Source organism: Collinsella sp. CLA-ER-H5, from assembly GCF_040092375.1.
Lineage (GTDB): Bacteria > Actinomycetota > Coriobacteriia > Coriobacteriales > Coriobacteriaceae > Collinsella.
Genome location: NZ_JBBNLR010000005.1, coordinates 1 through 19,099, shown reverse-complemented (window position 1 = coordinate 19,099; position 19,099 = coordinate 1). Strand labels below are relative to the sequence as shown.

Annotated in this window: 18 protein-coding genes; 1 reads left to right on the top strand and 17 read right to left on the bottom strand. The window is 60.8% G+C overall.

Annotated elements, in window-relative coordinates; genetic code table 11:
- Positions 1 to 14: 14 nt before the first annotated feature.
- From ptsP to AAAX31_RS02945, 3 genes are all read right to left on the bottom strand, one after another.
- Positions 15 to 1,718, bottom strand: a complete 1,704-nt coding sequence (ptsP, locus tag AAAX31_RS02955; protein WP_349076112.1) for a phosphoenolpyruvate--protein phosphotransferase — start codon at positions 1,716 to 1,718, stop codon at positions 15 to 17.
- Positions 1,719 to 1,851: 133 nt separating this feature from the next.
- Positions 1,852 to 2,115, bottom strand: coding sequence for an HPr family phosphocarrier protein (locus AAAX31_RS02950; protein WP_022094575.1), 264 nt, complete (start codon positions 2,113 to 2,115; stop codon positions 1,852 to 1,854).
- A gap of 524 nt (positions 2,116 to 2,639) precedes the next feature.
- Complete coding sequence (locus AAAX31_RS02945) at positions 2,640 to 4,643, bottom strand: fructose-specific PTS transporter subunit EIIC (protein WP_118237428.1); 2,004 nt, start codon at positions 4,641 to 4,643, stop codon at positions 2,640 to 2,642.
- A gap of 272 nt (positions 4,644 to 4,915) precedes the next feature.
- Between AAAX31_RS02945 and AAAX31_RS02940 the strand changes: the two genes are divergently transcribed.
- Positions 4,916 to 5,773 (top strand): MurR/RpiR family transcriptional regulator, encoded by an 858-nt coding sequence (locus AAAX31_RS02940; RefSeq protein ID WP_226790721.1) that lies wholly within the window; start codon positions 4,916 to 4,918, stop codon positions 5,771 to 5,773.
- A gap of 59 nt (positions 5,774 to 5,832) precedes the next feature.
- Here AAAX31_RS02940 and AAAX31_RS02935 read toward each other — a convergent pair whose 3' ends face one another.
- The 14 genes from AAAX31_RS02935 to alaS all read right to left on the bottom strand — a co-directional run bounded on the left by AAAX31_RS02935 (position 5,833) and on the right by alaS (position 19,036).
- Positions 5,833 to 7,461 carry a DNA repair protein RecN gene (locus AAAX31_RS02935; RefSeq protein WP_118237430.1) on the bottom strand — a complete coding sequence of 543 codons (1,629 nt, stop codon included), beginning with the start codon at positions 7,459 to 7,461 and terminating at the stop codon, positions 5,833 to 5,835.
- Positions 7,451 to 8,311 (bottom strand): NAD(+)/NADH kinase, encoded by an 861-nt coding sequence (locus AAAX31_RS02930; protein ID WP_117746039.1) that lies wholly within the window; start codon positions 8,309 to 8,311, stop codon positions 7,451 to 7,453. The genes AAAX31_RS02935 and AAAX31_RS02930 overlap by 11 nt, the downstream gene beginning before the upstream one ends.
- The gene (locus AAAX31_RS02925) at positions 8,308 to 9,111 is read right to left on the bottom strand and encodes a TlyA family RNA methyltransferase (RefSeq protein WP_229028394.1); all 804 of its coding nucleotides are present in this window, start codon (positions 9,109 to 9,111) and stop codon (positions 8,308 to 8,310) included. The genes AAAX31_RS02930 and AAAX31_RS02925 overlap by 4 nt, the downstream gene beginning before the upstream one ends.
- A 35-nt stretch (positions 9,112 to 9,146) precedes the next feature.
- Positions 9,147 to 9,386, bottom strand: coding sequence for an exodeoxyribonuclease VII small subunit (locus AAAX31_RS02920; RefSeq protein WP_006233978.1), 240 nt, complete (start codon positions 9,384 to 9,386; stop codon positions 9,147 to 9,149).
- 2 nt (positions 9,387 to 9,388) lie between these two features.
- Entirely contained in the window at positions 9,389 to 9,982 is a 594-nt protein-coding gene (gene nusB / locus AAAX31_RS02915) for a transcription antitermination factor NusB (RefSeq protein WP_349076110.1), read from the bottom strand.
- 3 nt (positions 9,983 to 9,985) lie between these two features.
- Positions 9,986 to 10,348, bottom strand: coding sequence for an Asp23/Gls24 family envelope stress response protein (locus tag AAAX31_RS02910; RefSeq protein WP_006233982.1), 363 nt, complete (start codon positions 10,346 to 10,348; stop codon positions 9,986 to 9,988).
- Between the two features lie 24 nt (positions 10,349 to 10,372).
- Positions 10,373 to 10,936 (bottom strand): elongation factor P, encoded by a 564-nt coding sequence (efp, locus tag AAAX31_RS02905; protein ID WP_006233983.1) that lies wholly within the window; start codon positions 10,934 to 10,936, stop codon positions 10,373 to 10,375.
- Positions 10,937 to 11,096: 160 nt separating this feature from the next.
- Complete coding sequence (locus AAAX31_RS02900) at positions 11,097 to 12,227, bottom strand: Xaa-Pro peptidase family protein (RefSeq protein WP_055309495.1); 1,131 nt, start codon at positions 12,225 to 12,227, stop codon at positions 11,097 to 11,099.
- 132 nt (positions 12,228 to 12,359) lie between these two features.
- Positions 12,360 to 13,469, bottom strand: a complete 1,110-nt coding sequence (locus tag AAAX31_RS02895) for a hypothetical protein (RefSeq protein WP_349076109.1) — start codon at positions 13,467 to 13,469, stop codon at positions 12,360 to 12,362.
- Positions 13,466 to 13,999, bottom strand: a complete 534-nt coding sequence (locus AAAX31_RS02890) for a shikimate kinase (RefSeq protein ID WP_035138190.1) — start codon at positions 13,997 to 13,999, stop codon at positions 13,466 to 13,468. Before AAAX31_RS02890 ends, AAAX31_RS02895 begins: the two co-directional genes overlap by 4 nt.
- 8 nt (positions 14,000 to 14,007) lie before the next feature.
- A complete protein-coding gene (locus tag AAAX31_RS02885; protein ID WP_117646451.1) occupies positions 14,008 to 14,505 on the bottom strand; it encodes a YqeG family HAD IIIA-type phosphatase in 498 nt (165 codons plus the stop codon).
- 1 nt (position 14,506) lies between these two features.
- On the bottom strand, positions 14,507 to 15,940 hold the full coding sequence (gene mltG / locus AAAX31_RS02880) for an endolytic transglycosylase MltG (protein WP_349076108.1): 1,434 nt from the start codon (positions 15,938 to 15,940) through the stop codon (positions 14,507 to 14,509).
- The gene (gene ruvX / locus AAAX31_RS02875; protein ID WP_035138185.1) at positions 15,933 to 16,361 is read right to left on the bottom strand and encodes a Holliday junction resolvase RuvX; all 429 of its coding nucleotides are present in this window, start codon (positions 16,359 to 16,361) and stop codon (positions 15,933 to 15,935) included. Before ruvX ends, mltG begins: the two co-directional genes overlap by 8 nt.
- 17 nt (positions 16,362 to 16,378) lie before the next feature.
- On the bottom strand, positions 16,379 to 19,036 hold the full coding sequence (gene alaS, locus AAAX31_RS02870; protein ID WP_349076107.1) for an alanine--tRNA ligase: 2,658 nt from the start codon (positions 19,034 to 19,036) through the stop codon (positions 16,379 to 16,381).
- Positions 19,037 to 19,099: the final 63 nt, after the last annotated feature.

Here is a 19,099-nt window from a genome sequence, read left to right as displayed (position 1 = left end):
CCTCTGATACCAAATTAGCGAGCTGCGGACTCGAGCAGTGCCTTGACCTCAGCGGCGGTGTTGCAGGCGAGCGCCTTCTCGGCGAGCTCGTCGCATTCGGCCTTGGTCCACTGGCTGATGGTCTTGCGGGCGCGCAGGATGGACGGAGCGCTCATCGAGAACTCCTCCAGGCCCCAGCTGATCAGCAGCGGCTCAAGCAGCGGATCGGCAGCGGCCTCGCCGCACATACCGACCATGATGCCGGCCTTCACGCCGCACTCGATGATGTTCTTGAGCGAGCGGAGCACGGCGGGATAGTACACCTGGTACAGGTTGGAGATGGTGTCGTTGCCACGGTCGGCGCACATGGTGTAGCCGATCAGGTCGTTGGTGCCGATGGAGAAGAAGTCGGCCACCTCGGCCAGGCGGTCAGCAAGCAGCGAAGCGGCAGGCGTCTCGACCATGATGCCGACCTCGATGTTCTCGTTGAACTTGCGGCCCTCTTCGGTCAGCTCGGCCTTGCACTGCTCGACGAGCTCCTTGACGGCCACGACCTCCTCGACGCAGGTGACGAGCGGGATCATGATCTTGACGTCACCAAAGGCGCTGGCGCGCAGAAGGGCGCGGAGCTGGACCTTGTACTGATCGGGGTTGGCCAGGCAGTAACGCACGGCGCGGAAGCCCATGAAGGGGTTGTCTTCCTTGACCATGTGCAGGTACGGGATCTCCTTGTCGCCGCCCACGTCGAGCGTACGGATGATGACCGGAGCGCCCTTGAGCGCGCTGGCGACCTTGCGGTAGGCGTTGAACTGCTCTTCCTCGGAAGGAAGCTCAGCGGAGTCCATGAACAGGAACTCGGAGCGGAACAGACCAATGGCCTCGGCATCGTGATCGAGCGCGTTGGGCACGTCATCGGGGTTACCGATGTTGCAAGCGATGATCTTCTTGATGCCGTCGGCAGTCACGGACGGCTTGCCGCGGAAGGCCTCGAGGGCTGCCTTCTCGGCAGCGAAGGCCTCGGCCTTGGCGGTGTAGGCAGCGAGCGTCTCCTCGTCGGGATCGGCCTCGACAACACCCTTGCCACCGTCGACGACGACGGTCATGCCGTTGCGCAGTGCGGTGCAGCTGTTGGCAACCGAAAGTACGGCCGGAATCTCGAGGGCGCGCGCGATGATCGCGGAGTGCGACGTGCGGCCACCGGTCTCGGTGACGATACCGGCAACGTGGGCCTTATCGATCGTGGCGGTCATGGACGGCGTAAGGTCGTGCACGACAACGACGGTGTTCTCGGGCAGGACGGAGAGGTCGACGACCTCCTTGCCCAGCAGCTCGGCCAGAATACCGGTGCGGATGTCGGCGATGTCGGCCGCGCGCAGACGGAACATCTCGTCGTCCATGGACAGGAACATGTTCTCAAACATGGTCGAGGTGTCCATGAGCGCCTGCTCGGCGCAGGTACCGCCGTCAATGGCGGCGTTGATGGCGTCAGTCATGCCCGGGTCCTGAGCCAGGACAATGTGTCCGCTCATGATCTCGGCCTCGGCCTCGCCCACCGTCTCCTTCATATGGTCGGCCTGAGCCTGGGTCTTCTCGCAGAAGACCGAAAGAGCGGACTGATAGCGCTCCTTCTCTGCTGCCGAATCAGCAACCTCGTGCGGCTCAAACGTCAAGTCGGGATCGACGGCGACCATGACGGTGCCGATACCGATGCCCTCGGAAGCGTTGACTCCCTGATACATTCCCATTCCTCTCTCCGTGTCATGTGATAAAGCGTTTTGCCATATCCATGACAAAAGAGCGCAGCTACCTTACAACAGGTCACTGCGCCCCCAAATATGAACTTAGTTGTTCAACATGCGACCCGTTTGAGTTCTACTCGCCAAGACCGCTCTTGATGAGCTCGATGGCAGCAGCCAGAGCCTCGGCCTCGTCGGCGCCGTCGCACTTGACCTCGACCTCAGTACCGCAGGGGATACCAGCAGCCATGAGGGCCATCGGGGACTTGCCGTTGACCTCCTTCTCGGGGGTGACGACCGTCACGTCACAGGCGTACTTGCCCATGGTGGAGGCGAACAGACCAGCCGGACGCATGTGCAGACCCTGAGGATTAACGAGGGTAGCCTTCTCAGAAACCATAGTTGACTCCTTTTTGTGTTTAACCCCTGTCATGCATGTGGCAGGAGTCAGATTCACGACGTTGTTTATATTAACTCACATCAAACGGTTTTTCATTATGTTTCGCACGAATTGTTGGACAGATGTCGTTCCTGTACGCTTGCCTGCCGGGCGGGGCGGTTAAGTTTGCTGCTCTACAGTCCTGCGCAAGACGAAAAGCACATTAAGTGCTTTCCTTTGCGTGCGGAACTCGCGACAAACTTAACCGCCCCGCCCGGCAGGCAAGCTGCGGAAACTCGGTCGGCTCAGAGCAATATCGTGTGAACGGAATTCTGGCTGAGGATCTGTTCGCGACAAAGACTCAATGGGCAGTTCCCTCTATGCCCTTCTGGAAGTTGCGGTGAAATAGGGACTGATTTGCGGTTGAAACGTTTAAACAATCCCTATTTCACCGCACCTTACAGAAGGGAATGAAAAAAGGCGGGGGCTCCGAGTGGAGTCCTCGCCTTTGTTACAGGGGGCGATGGTATTCGCGTGTTGCGGGATTAGACCAGACGGGCGTTGATCGTCTTGGCGATCTCGGCGGCGTCGGTGGAACCCTTGACGGTGGCACGGAAGTCCTCGTCCATGAGCGCCTCGGCGACCTTGGACAGGATCTTGAGGTGCGTAGTGCCGGCCTGGGCACCGGGGATGAGCAGGGCGATAGCCACGTTGACGGGAGCGCCGTCCATGGTGTCCCAACCGGTCACGCCGGACTCGTCCTTGACGACGATGACGGCAGCCTCGGTAATGGCGTCGGACTTGGCATGCGGGATGGCGAAGCCCTCCATCATGCCCGTGGTGCCCTCGGACTCGCGGGCCAGGAAGGCGTTCATCACGGCGTCGGCGTCGCTGGCGATACCGGCCTTGACGGCCTGGTTGGAAACGAAGCTCAGAGCCTCGTCACGAGAAGCGAAGTCCTCGGCGACAAAGACATTCTCGACCTTCACGAAGTCGGCAGCCTCGGCCTTGGGGGCCTCGACGGCAGCGGCCTTGGGAGCCTCAACCGGCTTGGCTGCAGGAGTGGCCTTCTGGTTCTTCTCAAAGTCGTACTTCTTGAAGGCCACGAAAAGGATGCCACCGACCACAGCGCCGATGAGGATCGCGAGGACCCAAAGCGGACCGTTCTCGACAACGGGCAGGACCAGGAAGCCACCGTGAGGCGCCGGATCGTGAACGTTGAACATAATGGTCAGGATCGAAGCGATAGAGGAACCGAGCATCATGATGGGCATGACGGGCCAGATGTTCTTGGTCATGAACGGAATGGCGCCCTCGGTGATGTGGGTGCAACCAAGGATGAGGTTGACGACACCGGCGTCGTGATCCTCCTGGCTGAAGTACTTCTTGCCGACAACGACGGCAAAGGTGGTGATCAGCGGCGGAACGATGCAGGCGGCGGAGACGGCAGCCATGAAGTTGGTGCCGAAGTTATAGGTATCGGTGCCAACACCGGCGGCCAGAGCCTCGGTGAGCATAGCGGTACCGGTGACGTAAGCAGCCTTGTTGACCGGGCCGCCCATGTCAAAGGCGCACATGCAGCCAATGGCAAGACCCAGGACAACGGCGCCAGAGGCGGACAGGCCCTTGAGGAAGTCCATCATGGCGGTGTTGATGGCAGCCATGGGGCCGGAAATGCCGAGCATGACCAGGCCGACGATAGCCGTCGAGAACAGCGGGTACAGGAAGATAGCCTTGAGGCCGTCCAGATTCTTGGGCAGACCGGCAAAGACCTTCTCGAGCAGCAAGATGACATAGCCGGCAAGGAAGCCGCCGACGATGCCGCCCAGGAAGCCGAAGCCCACGCCGGCGCCACCGGCATCGATCATGCCGGTCTCGGCGTTAACAGGCAGGCCCTGGATGGCGATCATACCGGCAACAAAGCCGGGGACGAGCGCCGGGCGCTTGCCGATGGATTCGGCGATGTAGGCGGAAAGCACCGGAACCATAAGGTTCATGGCGATGCCGCCGATGATCTTGAGCATCGCAGCAAAGCTGTTGTAGTCAGACGCCGTCGAATCGAAGGACGTAATGCCCCACAGGAACGAGACAGCGGTCAGAACACCACCAGCAACAACGAAGACCAGCATGTGGCTGACGCCGTTCATGAGGTGCTTGTAGATGACGTGGCCGATGGACTCCTTCTCCTCGACCTCATCCTCGACATCGGCAGCGGCTGCAACCGTGCTGTCGCCCTTGGCGGCGAGCGCGCGGTCAATCAGCTTACCGGCGGCCTCAACGGACAGGGCCTTGGAAACACCAACGGAAACCATGGGCTTACCGGCGAAACGCTCAGCCTGGACATCCTTGTCGGCTGCGACGACGACGGCCTTGGCACCAGCGATCTCACTCTTGGTGAGCTCGTTCTCGACACCGACCTGGCCATGAGTCTCGACCTTAATGGTCAGACCGCGCTCGGCAGCTGCCTTCTCCAGCGCCTCCTTCGCCATGAAGGTGTGCGCAATGCCGGTCGGGCAACCGGTCGCGGCGATGATGTCAAACTTAGCCATGTGTCCCTCCTTCTTGAGTACAGCGCCCGCGGGCGCTCCCCTACACGCGCTTCGATGCGCGTTTTTCCACAACTGAAAGATACCAACCTACCGTCCGCGTGAGAAGAGCTAAGGTGCAAATCTCCGGTGAAAGGTTCTTTCATAACCGTAAACGGTAAGTGAAAGTTTACCATCAACACTTGAAACGGCAAGGTGTATCTTGTAATTGAAAATGCCCGTATACTATGGCATTGCAAATCAAGCTAGATTTTCATGCCAACCAGGAGCCATCCATGACCGATAGTAGCAAGAGCGCACTTTCCCTCATTAGCACCCATCAGGGATACAGCGAGTCCGAGCAGCGCATTGTCGACTATATATTGGAGCACCAGTCCGAGGCGCCACGCCTCACGGCCGCTCAGCTCTCGCGCGCCGCCGCCACGTCCGAGGCGACCGTTTCGCGCTTCTGCCGCAAGCTTGGCTTTGGTAGCTTCCGCAGCTTTCAGTTTTCGTTGGCGAGGGATTTGGAAAGCCAGCGTAACGAGGGCCTGACTGACGAGGTCTCGCTCGACAATATGGAGCAGAGCCTCAAGAATATCCTGGCTGCCAAGGTGAGCGAGCTTAATGCGACCATCGACGGGATCGACCACGATACGCTGGCGGCTGTTGTGCATGCCCTTAAGCATGCAGGGGTTATTGAGTTTGCAGCTGTGGGCAATACGAACGCGGTCGCGCTCGATGCGACGTTTAAGTTTTCGCAGCTGGGCCTGCGCTGCATGGCGAGCACCATTAGCGAGACATCAATCGGCTTTGCGCTCACGTTACGCCCGGGTGACGTCATCGTGCTTATCTCAAACTCCGGCAAATCGCGCCGATTGAATCGCATGGCAAAAGCGGCTCGCAACTGCGGCGCAACCGTAGTCGTCATCAGCAGTGACAGCAAATCCCCACTCGCGCGCCTGGCAGACTACACTTTTAATACCGTCAACCACGAAGCGCTGCTGACGACAGGCGACTTTGCGTTCTCTAAGATCAGCGCTACGATGATCATCGAAGTCATCTACAACTTCCTGCTGCCCGAGATTGAAGACGCCCGCGAGCATATCAGCTACTACGAGGAGCTCATCCAGCCGGACAAGGTCGTTGAGTAAAACGCGTAGTGGGACAAAAATTTCAGTCTATTTTGTCCCACCAACACCGCTGATACGATCTAGCCTCGAGCTTCTTCAAGCATCTGTTTGGCGTGCGCCAGGCTTGCCTCGGACTGATCGCCGCTCAACATGCGGGCGATCTCGGCGGTACGCGCTTCGCCGGTTACCTCGTCCAAATGCGTCTGGGGAACATCGCCCGGTTCCTTACTGACAACATAATGCTTGTCGGCCATGACGGCGACCTGCGCCAAGTGGGTTACGACAATCACCTGATGCGTAGCGGCGAGATCTGCCAGCACGCCCGCGAGCGCACGCGCCGTGGAGCCACCGACACCAGCATCGACCTCGTCAAACACCAGCGTATCGACACCGTCCGCGTTACCGAGGACAACCTTGCTTGCCAGCATGACGCGGCTGAGCTCGCCGCCCGACGCAATGCGGCGCAGGGGGCGTGGCGTCAAGCCGGCACCGCTGCGGTATAGCAGCTCGTAACTCGAAGGACCAACCGGCGTCCACTCAGCACGGGGAAGATCGCGCGACTCCCAGACGAGCTCGGCACTACCCATCTCCAGGCGAGCCATCTGGCGGCCAACCTCGTGACAGAAGCGCGGGGCCGCCGTATTGCGAGCGCGCTTAAGCGCCTTGGCGGCAGCAAACAGTTCGTGCTCCGCCGCGCCAAGCGCTTCACGCGCCATTTTGATCTGTTCATCGCCATTATCAACCAGCGAAAGCAGCTCTTGCGAGCGATCACGCATGGCAAAAACATCGTCCATGGTCGGACCCCACTGACGCAGCAGGCCCTTGAGGTCGGAATACCGCTCGCGCATGCGAGCGAGCTCGCGCGGGTCGAAGGCGACCCCATCGCGATAGGCGCGCAGCTCGTTGGCACAATCCTCAAGCGAGATGCAGGCATCCGAAAGCGTCTCGGCAATGTCGCCCAGTTTGCGATCGACGGTAGCCATTCGGGAAAGCTCTGCCACGGCGCTGTTCACGGCATCGAGCGCTCCCCCTTCGGCGGCAAGCGATGCATGGGCATCGTTAGCTGTGGCAACCAGTACCTCGGCATGTTCGGAGCGCGGCAGCAATTCCTCGAGTTCCTCATACTCGCCCGGCTTAGGGTCGACCTCGCCGATGCGCTCGAGGGCAAAGCGCGCCTCCTCGACACGACTCCCCTGCGCACGCGAGGCCTCCTCAACGCGACGGACCTCCTTGGCAGCCGCGCGCGAGGCTTTAAAGCAAGTACGGTAGTGCTCGAGTGCCTCGAGCGCAGAGCGCCCCGCCCAGGCATCGACCATGGCAACGTGATGCGCCGGGTCGAGGAGGCGCTGGTGCTCGTGCTGACCGCACAGATCCATCATCACGCCGACGCGCTCCGAAAGCTCGCGCACGCTGGCGATGCGGCCGTCAATCCTCACGCGGCTGCGGCCCTCGGCAGAAAGGCTGCGCTGGACCGTGAAGCCCTCCGTGTCGTGCGGGCCGTCAAACAGGCGTGCCTCGACGCTCGCCAGCGCCTCGCCCTCGCGCACCGTCGACGAATCCGCACGCTCGCCCAAAATAAGCTTAAGGGCCGAGAGCAGCGCGGTCTTGCCGGCGCCGGTCTCGCCTGTCAGGACAGTCAGGCCGGCACTCGGCACCAGCGTCGCCTCACGAATGAGTGCAATGTTAGAAACCTGCAGCTCATCGATCATGACGGACTCCGTAGAATACGCGGCTCACCGAGTTGTAAAAACTCTCGGGGCCGTAGTCGAGCAGCAGCACATCGCCTGGGCCTCGGCGCACGGCCACGCTCTCGACCGTGCCGTCGCAGGTAATAAACTGTCCATCGATAGCGATCGCCGGAACGCTCGGGCGATCATCGGACATAAAGATTTCGACGACATCACTCGGCGAAGTCAAGAAGGCACGGGCCTGAATGGTGTGCGGCGCAATGGGTACGCAGACCATACCCGTATAGTCGGGGCTCACAATGGGGCCACCGGCACTGAGCGCGTACCCCGTAGAACCAGTCGCCGTGGACACGACCACGCCGTCGCCACGCAGTCGATCGATATGGTGGCCCGACACCGTGATGTCGAACTCAACCATATCGGACAGGGGGCCGCGCGTGAGCGCCATGTCGTTGAGGGCGAACGTGCGCACGACATCCTTCGTGCCATCGTCGCGCACGGACACGATATCCGCGGCGATGGTGGCGCGACGGCTCACGTGCAGCTCGCCGGAAAGGGCGTCGCTCACGACCTGCAGAATGTCGCGCTCCTCGGGGCTCGCAGCAGTTAAAAAGCCCAGGTGACCATAGGAAAGACCGAGGATAGGAATCTCGCGATGGTTGAGGATGCGGGCAGCGCGCAGCAACGTACCGTCGCCGCCGAGCGTAATGACCAGATCGGAGCCGTCAATATCAGGCGTGCTTTGAATCTTCGATCGCTGGTCGGCAGCCCATGCGACCTCATAGCCCTGGCGCGTCAGCCAAAGCTCGAGCATCAGGCCGCTCTCAACCGCCTCTTGCTTGTAGTAATTGGGAACCAGAAAGACCTTCATAGCGTTGCAGCTTTCTCGCTCAAAACCGATACCTGGAATTGCAGCTCGTCTTGCGTGCGGTCGCCGGGGTCAAATCTCGTGCCGTACAGGAAAAACTCAACGTTTCCCTTGGCACCATGAATGGGCGACACGCACACATCGACCGGGAACAGCCCCTTGGCAGCAAAGAGTTCAACTGCCGCAACGAGTGTATCGCGGCGCACGGCGGGATCGGTCACAATGCCGCCCTCACCCACCAGCGCCGCCGGAGCCTCAAACTGCGGCTTTACAAGCGTGCAGAATGCACCCGTAGGCGCCAGGCACGCCAGCACCGCATCGATAATGTTCGCGATGCTGGTAAACGAGACATCACACACAGCCAGGTCGATGGCGCCGGCATAGCCAAGCTCAGGCAGCTGCGTCACGTTTGTGCGCTCATGCAGCGTCACGCGATCGTCCTGACGTAACGACCAATCGAACTGGGCGCGACCAACGTCCACCGAGACAACGGTCGCAGCTCCGCGCTTGAGCAGGCAATCGGTAAAGCCGCCGGTAGAGCAGCCCACATCCAGACAGGCAAGGCCCGTCGGATTGATACCAAACGTATCAAGCGCGCCTTCGAGCTTAAGACCGCCGCGGCCAACATAGGGAATGCGCCCCTTCACGTGCAACGGCAGGCCCGGGGTCACCTTAAGGCCCGGCGAAGTCAAGCGCTCGCCGCCACTCGAGACCAAGCCAGCCATAAGAGTGCGAAGGGCATCCGCGCGATCGGCGCAGATGCCCTGTGAAATCAGTTCGTCATCAAGACGCACGCGTTTCATGAATGCCATCAACCATTCGTATCCGGAGATGCGGCCTAGCTATCCTGGGATTCGTTTGCCGCATCCTCATCGTATTCCTGCTCGAGCTTGTCGGCCTCACGCGGCGTCAGCTCAAACTTGTCGACCATGTCGACCGCACGGGAGCCCAGCTCAATCGCCTCGTCAAACAAATCGAGCGAACGCTCCAAGGACGTATCCTTAGAGCGAACGGTAGCTATGATCTGGTCCAAGCGGTCCGAAATCTCGTCGAAGTTGCGGACGGAACCCTCTGGCATGGCTACTCCTCGACGGTACCGGTCTCGGCCTCGGCGACCTCAGCAGCGTCCACGTCCTCGGACAGCACGCCAGTCTCGGCCTGGGCAACCGCAACCTTTGCGGCAGCCTCGGCAGCCTGTGCCTCCTCGCGAGCGCGATCTTCGGCCAGCAGCTCCTGGTATAGGTCCTCGCCCGGCAGCTCCTCGCTGCGAGCGATCTTACCCAGCACGCCGTTGACGAACGACGCGGACTGGTCGGTGCCATAGGCCTTGGCAAGCTCGACGGCCTCGTTAATCACGATGGCGTCAGAGACCTCCTCGTCGGTGAGGAAACGCATCTCGTAAACGGCGATACGCAGCAGATTACGGTCGGCGCCGGGCATGCGCATAAGATCCCAGTTCTTGGCAACGGAGCGCAGAGCACAGTCGATGCGGTCGATATGCTCGTAGGCACCTCGGCACAGCTCCAGCGCATAGGGATCGAGGGGACCCTTCGAGATCAGGAAATCACCCTCGAGGACGCGCTCGAGCGGGCTGTCCGTGGCCTCGGCCTGGAACAGAAGCTGAAGCGCCTGACTGCGGGCAAGAGTTCGCCCGCGATAAACCTTAAGGCTCAAAGGTTACTCCTTGGGGAAAACGAGGCCGTCGATGCAAACGTCAACACGCTCAACCTCAACGCCAACCTGGGCATCGATGGCGGCGACCACGGCAGCGCGAACGGCCTCGGCGAGTTTCTTGAACGGATAGCCAAAGAACACCACGACACGCACGGTGAGTGCGAGCTTGTCGCCGACGACCTCGGCCTCGACCGCCGGCTCGGAAGCCGGGGCCTTGGACGAGAGCATCATGGAGACAAGGTTGGTGGCAAGGTCCTTGACGCCAACGGAGGCGATGCCCTCGACATCGGACACGGCGCGCGAGACGATGGCGGTCAGAACATCGGGCGAAATGCCGATGCCGTCAATCTTGATTTCCTGGGGCATGAGTCCTCCTAGAAAAGTTGGTTGCTAGACGCGGGAGACGAACTTGCCGTCGCGGGTGTCAACCTTGATGACCTCGCCCTCGTTGAGGTACATGGGGACCTGGATGACAGCGCCGGTGTCGATCGTGGCCGGCTTGGTGGAACCCTGGACGGTGTCGCCCTTAAAGCCCGGGTCGGTCTGGACGATGGTGGTCTCGATGAACATCGGCGGGGTCACGCCCATGAGCTCATCGTCGGCGAAGAGCAGCTGGCAGATGTCGTTCTCGCGCAGCCACTTGGAGTTCTCGCCCACCATGTCCTCGGGAACAGGAACCTGCTCATAGGACTCGTTGTCCATGAAGATGTAGTCGGTGCCATCGTTGTAGAGGTACTGGAACTCACGGGTGGTGAGCATGACGCTCTCGAACTTGGTGCCGGCGTTGCAGGTGTTCTCGACGACGCGGCCGCTCTTGATGTCGCGGGTCTTGTAGCGCACAAACGCGCCGCCCTTGCCCGGCTTGACATGCTGGAACTCGACGATGGTGTAGACCTTGTCCTTGATGCGGAGACCGAGGCCGTTCTTGAAGTCGGCGGTGGAAATGGTAGGCATAGCGACCTTTCTTGTTATGGGCAGAACGCACAAGCGTCCAAATTACATACGACAGAAATTATACACTTGCAGACGGCGCCTGCGGCGAGCGCATAAAAAGAGAACGCGGGGCGTCCGAATCAATCCGGACGCCCCGCCCCAAACTATCTACTGAAGTAAACTAGCAGTCGATAACGTGCAGGTCGTGCGGGGTCTTGGTGAAGGGCTCGTAGCCGTTCTCAGTGACCACGCCGTAGTCCTCAAGGCGTACGCCGCCCACGCCGGGCAGGTACACGCCGGGCTCCATGGTGATAACCGAGCCGACCTCGATGATATTCTTGCTTCGGTTGAAGTTGGGCAGCTCATGGATGTCGATGCCCACGCCGTGACCCAGACCATGGTTGTAGTAATCGCCATAGCCGGCATCGCCGATGATCTTCTTGGAAAGCTTGAAAATGTCGTTGCCCTCAACGCCCGGATGGATGGCGGCGACGCACTCCTCGTGCGTACGGCGCACGAGCGCGTACAGGTCGAGCTGCTCCTGGGTGGGCTCGCCCATCACGACGGTACGAGTCATGTCGGAGCGGTAGTCGCAGTATCCCGCGCCGTAGTCCATCAGGACAAAGTCGCCCTTCTCGATCACGCGGTCGCTCGGGACGGCATGCGGGTTGGCGGTGTTGGGGCCGCTCGCGACGATGGAACCGAAGGCCAGGCTGTCAGCACCGTTGGCGAACATAAAGTTCTCGAGCTCGTTGCGTACCTGTTTCTCGGTCATACCGGGCTTAATAAAGCCGAGCATGTGCTGGAAGGCGGCATCGGTGATCGACTGCGCATGGCGCATGAGTTCAATCTCCTCGGCGTCCTTGATGGCGCGCATCTTGCGGATGTCGTCGTGCATCAGCGGCAGCATACAGGCGACGGAGCGGTCCTCCAGGCCGCGCTGAATACCCTGGTAGAAATTAATCTGCATATCGTCCTCGACAGCGCAGACGCGGCATTTGTTGGCCGCGATCTTGCCGGCAACCCAACCGGGGATGGTGCCCTCATCCATGTCGTAGACCCAAGGGCTGCCGGCGGGCGTGTTCTCCTCAAAGCTATTGAGGTAGCGCGAGTCGGTGTGAAACAAGCACTGGTCGGCCGTAATAAACGCAGCGTGCGGGAACTCGAAGGTGTAGTCGAAGACGCCCTTCACGCCCGTAAGCCAACGAAGGTTGGCCTCGTCGCGCACCACGATGGCGTCGTAGCCACGTTCGACCATCAGGGCACGGACACGCTCGATACGACCGGCAGGACCGGCAGCAAACTCAGACATGCAGATTCCTTTCTTGTTATCTCTATATAGACGGGACGGGTCTCAACCGAACGACGGAATCGCATGCGATCCGAAACCGATTGGAAACCCGCCCCTCAACATGATACGAAAGACGATGGAAGTCAATAAATCTTAGAGAAGTTCTTTGCGAGAAGCCAGGTAGGCGTGAGCATGGCGCTCAAGAACCTCGTCCTCAACGTTCGTTAGGCGAATGGCGCCGAGTGCCGCGGGCAGCGGCAACATGCTGCGGTTCGAGCGTGCAAACTGCTGCTTGCGGAACTCCTCGATATATGCGGCAGACTCCAGATTGAAGGCAAGTTCCTCGATACCAAAGTCCTCCAAGCAGTCATCGACCTCAAAGACGTAATCGATATCGAAATCGCAGGCATCATGTGCTAGGCGCGCCTCAAAGCGCATGCCCTCGGACAACAGCTGGTAGGCAGGGACCTGCGAAGCGGCATCGCCCAAGCAAGCGCGCAAGGTACGCTCCCCCGTCTTGCCAAAATCGAGCGCATGGCGGGCGCTCGGGTTCGTGGCCATCAGTACGTCCTTGCGAGCAGTCTGAGACCATTGAACGGCATTGACGAGCGCGACCTCCTCGCCCGCGAGAATCTCGGGGACGGTCTCAATAAACTGATTCCAGCGGGACTTGCTGCTCGAAAGCATGGTGCCAACAAGTACCGCATAGCCGAGCTTGAGGTCCTCGGGGTCCGCCTCGCGAACAAGATCGAGGTCACACACGACCAAACCCGGTTCGGGACGGAACGCGATAGCGGGAAGCGCATTGGCCGACGAGGCGACGAGCGGCTTCATGGTCGTCGCGACCGTGAGCATGGCGTCGAACGTCGTCGGCAACAGCGCGCACTCGGTTCGGCCGCACCACTGGTTTGCGCACCAGCTAACAACCGAGCAGGTTGCGGCATCGCCAACGGCGACAACCAGATCGTCGCAGGTAATGCCGTTGACAGACAGGGCGCCAAAGATCGCATCGGCATCGGCCAGCGTGGCACCAGCAGGCGAAAGCTCAAGGACGAGCAGCGACACGGCAAAACCGGCGTCGACCAGCGCATGCTCGACAACCTCACCAAAACGCTCGGATGTGGCGTCGTTCCAAACCACCATCGCGCGCTTAGGCTTGCCAACGGCCGAGGCAAACATGCGCGACAGCTCATCGAACGCGCCCAATCCGACACGGACATCGACGCTGCGGTTTTGGAAATTGATCAGTTGACGGCGAATCATAGCAGCCCACGCTCCAAAAGCATCTCGGCACAAAGGTAGGAAACGTCCTCGAAGGACTTGTTGCGAATATCAAGGGTAAGGTCGGCGGCCTGGCGATACAGCGGACGGCGATGCTCAAACAGGCGCGCGGCATGCTCAGGCGAGCGGAAATCGGGGCGCGTGTCGGACCGACGAATCTGGCGAATCGAATCCTCGAAGTCGCCCTCGAGGTACACGCACGTACCCATTTCGTGCATCAGCTCAATATTCACCGGCGTCTCGACAATGCCGCCCCCGCACGAAACCAACAGGCTGCGCTCACTTTGGAGCGAACGGAGCGCCGAGGTCTCGAGCTCACGAAAACGATCCTCGCCCTCGGTCTCAAAAATCTCGGTTACCGACTTACCGCAACGGCGCACGACCAGTCGGTCGGTATCGATAAAACGCCGCTTGAACATAGTGCCGACGTTGCGCGCGAGCGTCGATTTGCCCGCGCCCAAAAAGCCGATAAAGAAGATATGGTCGCAGCCGTGTTTGATGTGCTGAGACATGGCGAAACCTATTCCTCGCAGGGAAGGTCGCGCAGGGCCCGGCGCTCAAAGATACGGAAGATCTGCGTGTACCACAGATCCTGGGTTGCCTGCGGCTTAACCAGGATAGTATCGACGCCGGCGAAGTTGCCACTCCACACGTCCGTGTAGAGCTGATCACCGATCAGCACCGCCTCGTCGGCCGTGGCGCCGAGGCGCTTAAGACCCGCCTTGAGGGCAAACGGCGCCGGCTTCATGGCGTGGCTGATGGCCTCGAGTCCCAGCTCGCGTGCAGAGCTCATGACCTGGTCGCGATGCCAGTTGTTGGACACCATGCACAGCTTAAAGCCTTTGGCGCGGGCGGCGTCGAGCCAAGCGGAAACCGCGGCAGGAACCTGCTCGGTGTCGCGCGGCACCAGGGTGTTATCGCGATCGAGCAGAATGGCGCGTTTGCCGTCGGCCCACAGGGTATCAAGGTCGATGCGATCGACCGAGGCAACGTATCGTTTGGGGCTAAAAATCCTCATGCTAATTCCAAGACTGTTGATGCTCTTCGTAGGTTTGCGAGAAGTACTCCTCGTCCTGCGTAATGTAGAAATACAGGTCATCGGAGTCGGTCGGCTCAAGCGTGGCCTTAAGTGCCTCGAGCGACGGAGAGCAGATGGGCGTGGGCGGAAGGCCCTCGTGCTTGTAGGTGTTATAGGGACTATCGCTCTGCAGGTCGTCGGCGGTAACCTCGCCACCGGTGACATACATCATGGTCGCATCGCTGTTGAGGTAACGCAGACCATCGAGCTTGCCGGCAAGGCGGTTGTAGAAGACCGAGGCCACGTGCGCACGTTGATCGGCGTTGAGGCCCTCGCGCTCAACGATAGAGGCCAAGTTGACGATGTCGTAGTCGGACATCTCCACGCCGTAGCGTTCCTTGATCTTGGCTTCGCAGCTCGCAAAGTCAAGCGACTTGTACTCGGCCTTAAACTGATCGAGCATGGCGCGAATCACGTCATCGGCCGTCGGCGAATCGCCCAGCGAATAGGTCTTGGGGAACAAGAAACCCTCGAGCGAATCGTTGGCGGCGCCCTTAAGGAAGCTATAGTCGTCAACGTAGTTGGAGGCCTTGGCCTGGTTGAGGAAGTCTTCCTTAGAGAAGCTGTCGTATGCCTGGGCCACACGGTCGGCGACTTGATCGACCGTTAGGCCCTCAGGGATAGTCAGCGCATTGGAGCCCGCGTTGGGGCCTTCCATGAGCTGCTGAACAACCTTGGTCGCATCCATGAGTGTGGTGAACGAATAATCACCAGGCTTGAGCGACATATCGGCGTTGAGCTTTTTCACCGCCGCATAATAATCCTTGGGATTTTCGACGATATGGTTCTCGGAGAGAATCGAGGCGATAGTATCGCCCGAAGCACCATCGGGAATGGTCACCGTAACCTGCTGACCAGCCGTGACCTTGGTATCCCCACCGGCAAAGAAGCCCTTGACGGCCGGCACGACAAAGAAAGCGATCGCAGCAAGCGCGAGCACCGACACCACAACGCCGATGATCATGGGAACCGGAGAACTCTTCTTTTGAGCACCGCGACGAGCATGCGTGTTGTAGCTCGAGCGGGTCGCCGGAGCAACGCCATGCGAACCGCGAGCGTGATGCGAATGCGATTGGGGGGCCTGCGTTCGCTGGGTAGGTGCCTGCTGCTTAAAGCGGGTGCCGCCTGCAGGCTGGGCCGTACGAGCAGTGGGCTGCTGAACCGCGTGAGAAGCCGAATGCTGAACCGAACGAGCAGAAGGCTGCTGACCCGTCCGTTGAACAGGTTGGGCCGAACAAGAGAAGGACTGCGCCGGGCGCGCGGCAGGCTGAGCTGAGCGCTGCGTCGGCTGTGCCGGACGCTGGCCAGGCTGGGCAGGGCGCGACGCCGGCTGCTGTGTACGATTCGGCTGGCGCGGATCGGAAGCACTAGGCATGCGAAACCTCCTCGTTTTTACGATCGAGCCACGTCTGCAAAAACAGGCTGGCGGCAATCATGTCGATCTTGCCCCTCATCTGCTTTTCGTTGAGGCCCTGCTCGCGCAGGATACGCTTGGCCTCTTGCGAAGACAGACGTTCGTCCTCAAACTCCAGCGGAAGATCGAGCTCGTCGGCAATCTTTTGCGCCACGGCGGCAACGCGCTCGGCCTGGGGGCCGGGCTCACCGGCCATGGTCAAGGGACGTCCGCTTACCAGGATGTCGGGCTCATAGTCCTCGACCAGGTAGCGGAACGTCTTGGCCATACCGGTGACCTCGGCGGCCGGGAGCACCTTGACGGGCATCGCCATCTTGCCATCACGGCTCGAGACGGCGATGCCAATCCTGGTCTCCCCTATGTCCAGCGCGAGCGCAACCACAGCGACTTCTTAGATTCTTAGGCGCCGAGCGCGGTCTTAGCGGCCGCGAGGGCATCGGCGATGCCGGCAGCATTCTTGCCACCGGCCTGGGCCATGTTGGGACGACCGCCACCGCGACCGTCGACCAGACCCGCGATCTGCTTGATCACGTTACCGGCGTGGAACCCGGCCTTCACGGCGTCATCGGAGCCGGCAGCGAGCAGGGCCGGAGTGCCCTTCTCAGTCACGCTGGCGATGACACAAGCGACAGGGCCGGCCACCTTCTGGTGCACGGTATCCCATACGTTGCGCAGGTCGGCAGCCTCAAGGCCCTGGAGCTCAGCAACGACGAGCTTATAGCCGTCGAGCTCGACAGCACCCTCGATGGCGCTGGAAATGGCGTCGGAGGAACCACCGGTCAGAGCCTTTTTGAGCTTGTTGGACGTCTCGCGCAGTTCGGCCTGCAGGTTCTCCACACGGGCGGGAACCTCGTCGACGCGGCACTTGAGCGCAGCGGCGGCGGCGTCAACGAGTGCCAGGCGGTCGGCCATATAGTCGAGAGCACCCTTAGAGGTCACGGCCTCGATACGGCGGACATTGGAGCCTGTGGAGGACTCGGAAATGATCTTGAACAGGCCGATCTCGGCGGTGTTGGCAGCGTGCGTGCCACCGCAGAGCTCGCGGGAGAACGGCTGGTCCTCGGCGCCCACGGAGACGACGCGGACAACATCGCCGTACTTCTCTCCAAACAGAGCGACAGCGCCGGCAGCCTTAGCCTCGTCGATGCCCATGACACGGGTCACAACCGGCTTGGAAGCGAAGATCTGCTGGTTGACCAGGTCCTCGACAGCCTTGAGCTGCTCGGAGGACAGGGCCTCGAAGTGCGTGAAGTCAAAGCGCAGGTGCTCGGGCGTCACCAGCGAACCGGCCTGGGAGACGTGCTCGCCCAGGACCTGCTTAAGGGCAGCGTCGAGCAGGTGCGTGGCGGTGTGGTTGCGGCGCAAGAAGCCACGGCGCTCGGCGTCGAGCGCGGCGGTAACAGCGGCACCGACAGTCAGCGTGCCCTCGGCAACGTGCGCGACGTGGGCATACAGGCCGTTGTGGTTCTTGGTGTCGGCAACGGTCAGAACAACGCCCTCGGCGGAAAGCTTGCCGGCATCGCCCTGCTGGCCACCCATCTCGGCATAGAACGGGGTGCGGTCGAGCACGACCTCGACATCCTCGCCGGCGGCAGCGGACTCGACGGACTCGCCGTTGCGCACGATGGCGACAACCTTGGCGCCCTCGATGACGTCGTTGTCATAGCCGTCGAACTCGGTCGCGGCAACCTTGTCGGAAAGCTCGACCCACACGTCGTTGAAGCTGCCCCAGGCATCGCCCTTGGCGTTGGCACGAGCGCGGGCCTTCTGGTCCTCCATGCAGGCGGTGAAGCCGTCCATGTCGACGTCGTGGCCAGCAGCGCCGGCGATCTCGACAGTCAGGTCAATGGGGAAACCAAAGGTGTCGTGCAGCTTAAAGGCAACGTCGCCCGGAAGGACGGCGCCGTCGGCGAGCGCGGCCAGGGCCTCGTCCAGGTAAACACGGCCGTTGTCGAGCGTCGTGGAGAAGCGCTCCTCCTCGGAGGCGACAATACCCTTAACGAGCGCGACGTTCTTGAGCAGCTCGGGATAGGCCTCGCCCATCTGAGCGTTAACCTCGTCGATGAACTTGGTCAGGAAGGCGCCCTCGATGCCCAGCAGGCGGCCGTGGAACACGGCGCGGCGGAGCAGGCGGCGCAGGACGTACTCGCGGCCCTCGTTACCGGGCAGGATGCCGTCCGAGATCATAAAGTCGACGGCACGGGAGTGGTCGGCGATGATGCGCAGGGAGCGGCTGGCGCCGGAGTAATCGTCGGCGTCATAGGTCTTGCCGCTGATCTCCTCACCGAGCTTGATGAGGTGCTGCATCAGATCGCCGTCGTAGTTGGCGGTCTTGTGCTGCATGATGGCGGCCATGCGCTCCAAACCCATGCCCGTATCGAGGTTACGGTGTGGCAGCTCCGGCATGGAGCCGTCCTCCTGGCGGTCGTACTGGGTAAACACGAGGTTCCAGAACTCAAGGAAGCGGTCGCAGTCGCAGCCGGGCTTGCAGTCGGGGCTGCCGCAACCGACCTCCTCGCCCATGTCAAAGTAGATCTCGGAGCACGGACCGCAGGGGCCGGTGGGGCCAGCGGCCCAGAAGTTGTCGTCCTCGCCCAAGCGGGAGATGTGGTCCTCGGCAACGCCCAGGGAGCGCCACACGTCATGGGTCTCATCGTCCTCGGTAAAGACGGTAAAGTACAGGCGGTCGAGCGGCAGCTTGAACTCCTTGGTGATGAGCTCAAAGGCCCAGGCGCAAGCCTGCTCCTTGGAGACGCCGCCAAAAGAGAAATCGCCGAGCATCTCGAAGAACGACAGGTGACGGCCGTCCTCGCCGATGCAGTCGATGTCGTTGGTGCGGACGCACTTCTGGCAGGAGATCGCGCCAATCTCCTTCATGGTCTTCTTGCCCTGGTAGTACTCCTTAAACTGGTTCATGCCGGCGTTGGCAAGCAGCAGTGAAGGATCGTCGGGGACGAGGGACGAAGAAGGATAGAGCTTAAGACCGCGCTCCTCAAAGAAGTTGAGGAACTTGGAGCGAATCTCGGCCGTAGTCATTGACGGGTAGTCAGCACTCATAGAGGGAATCTCCTCGGTTTCACATCGAAACAGTTCAAACGTAACGATATTACCATCCCGCCG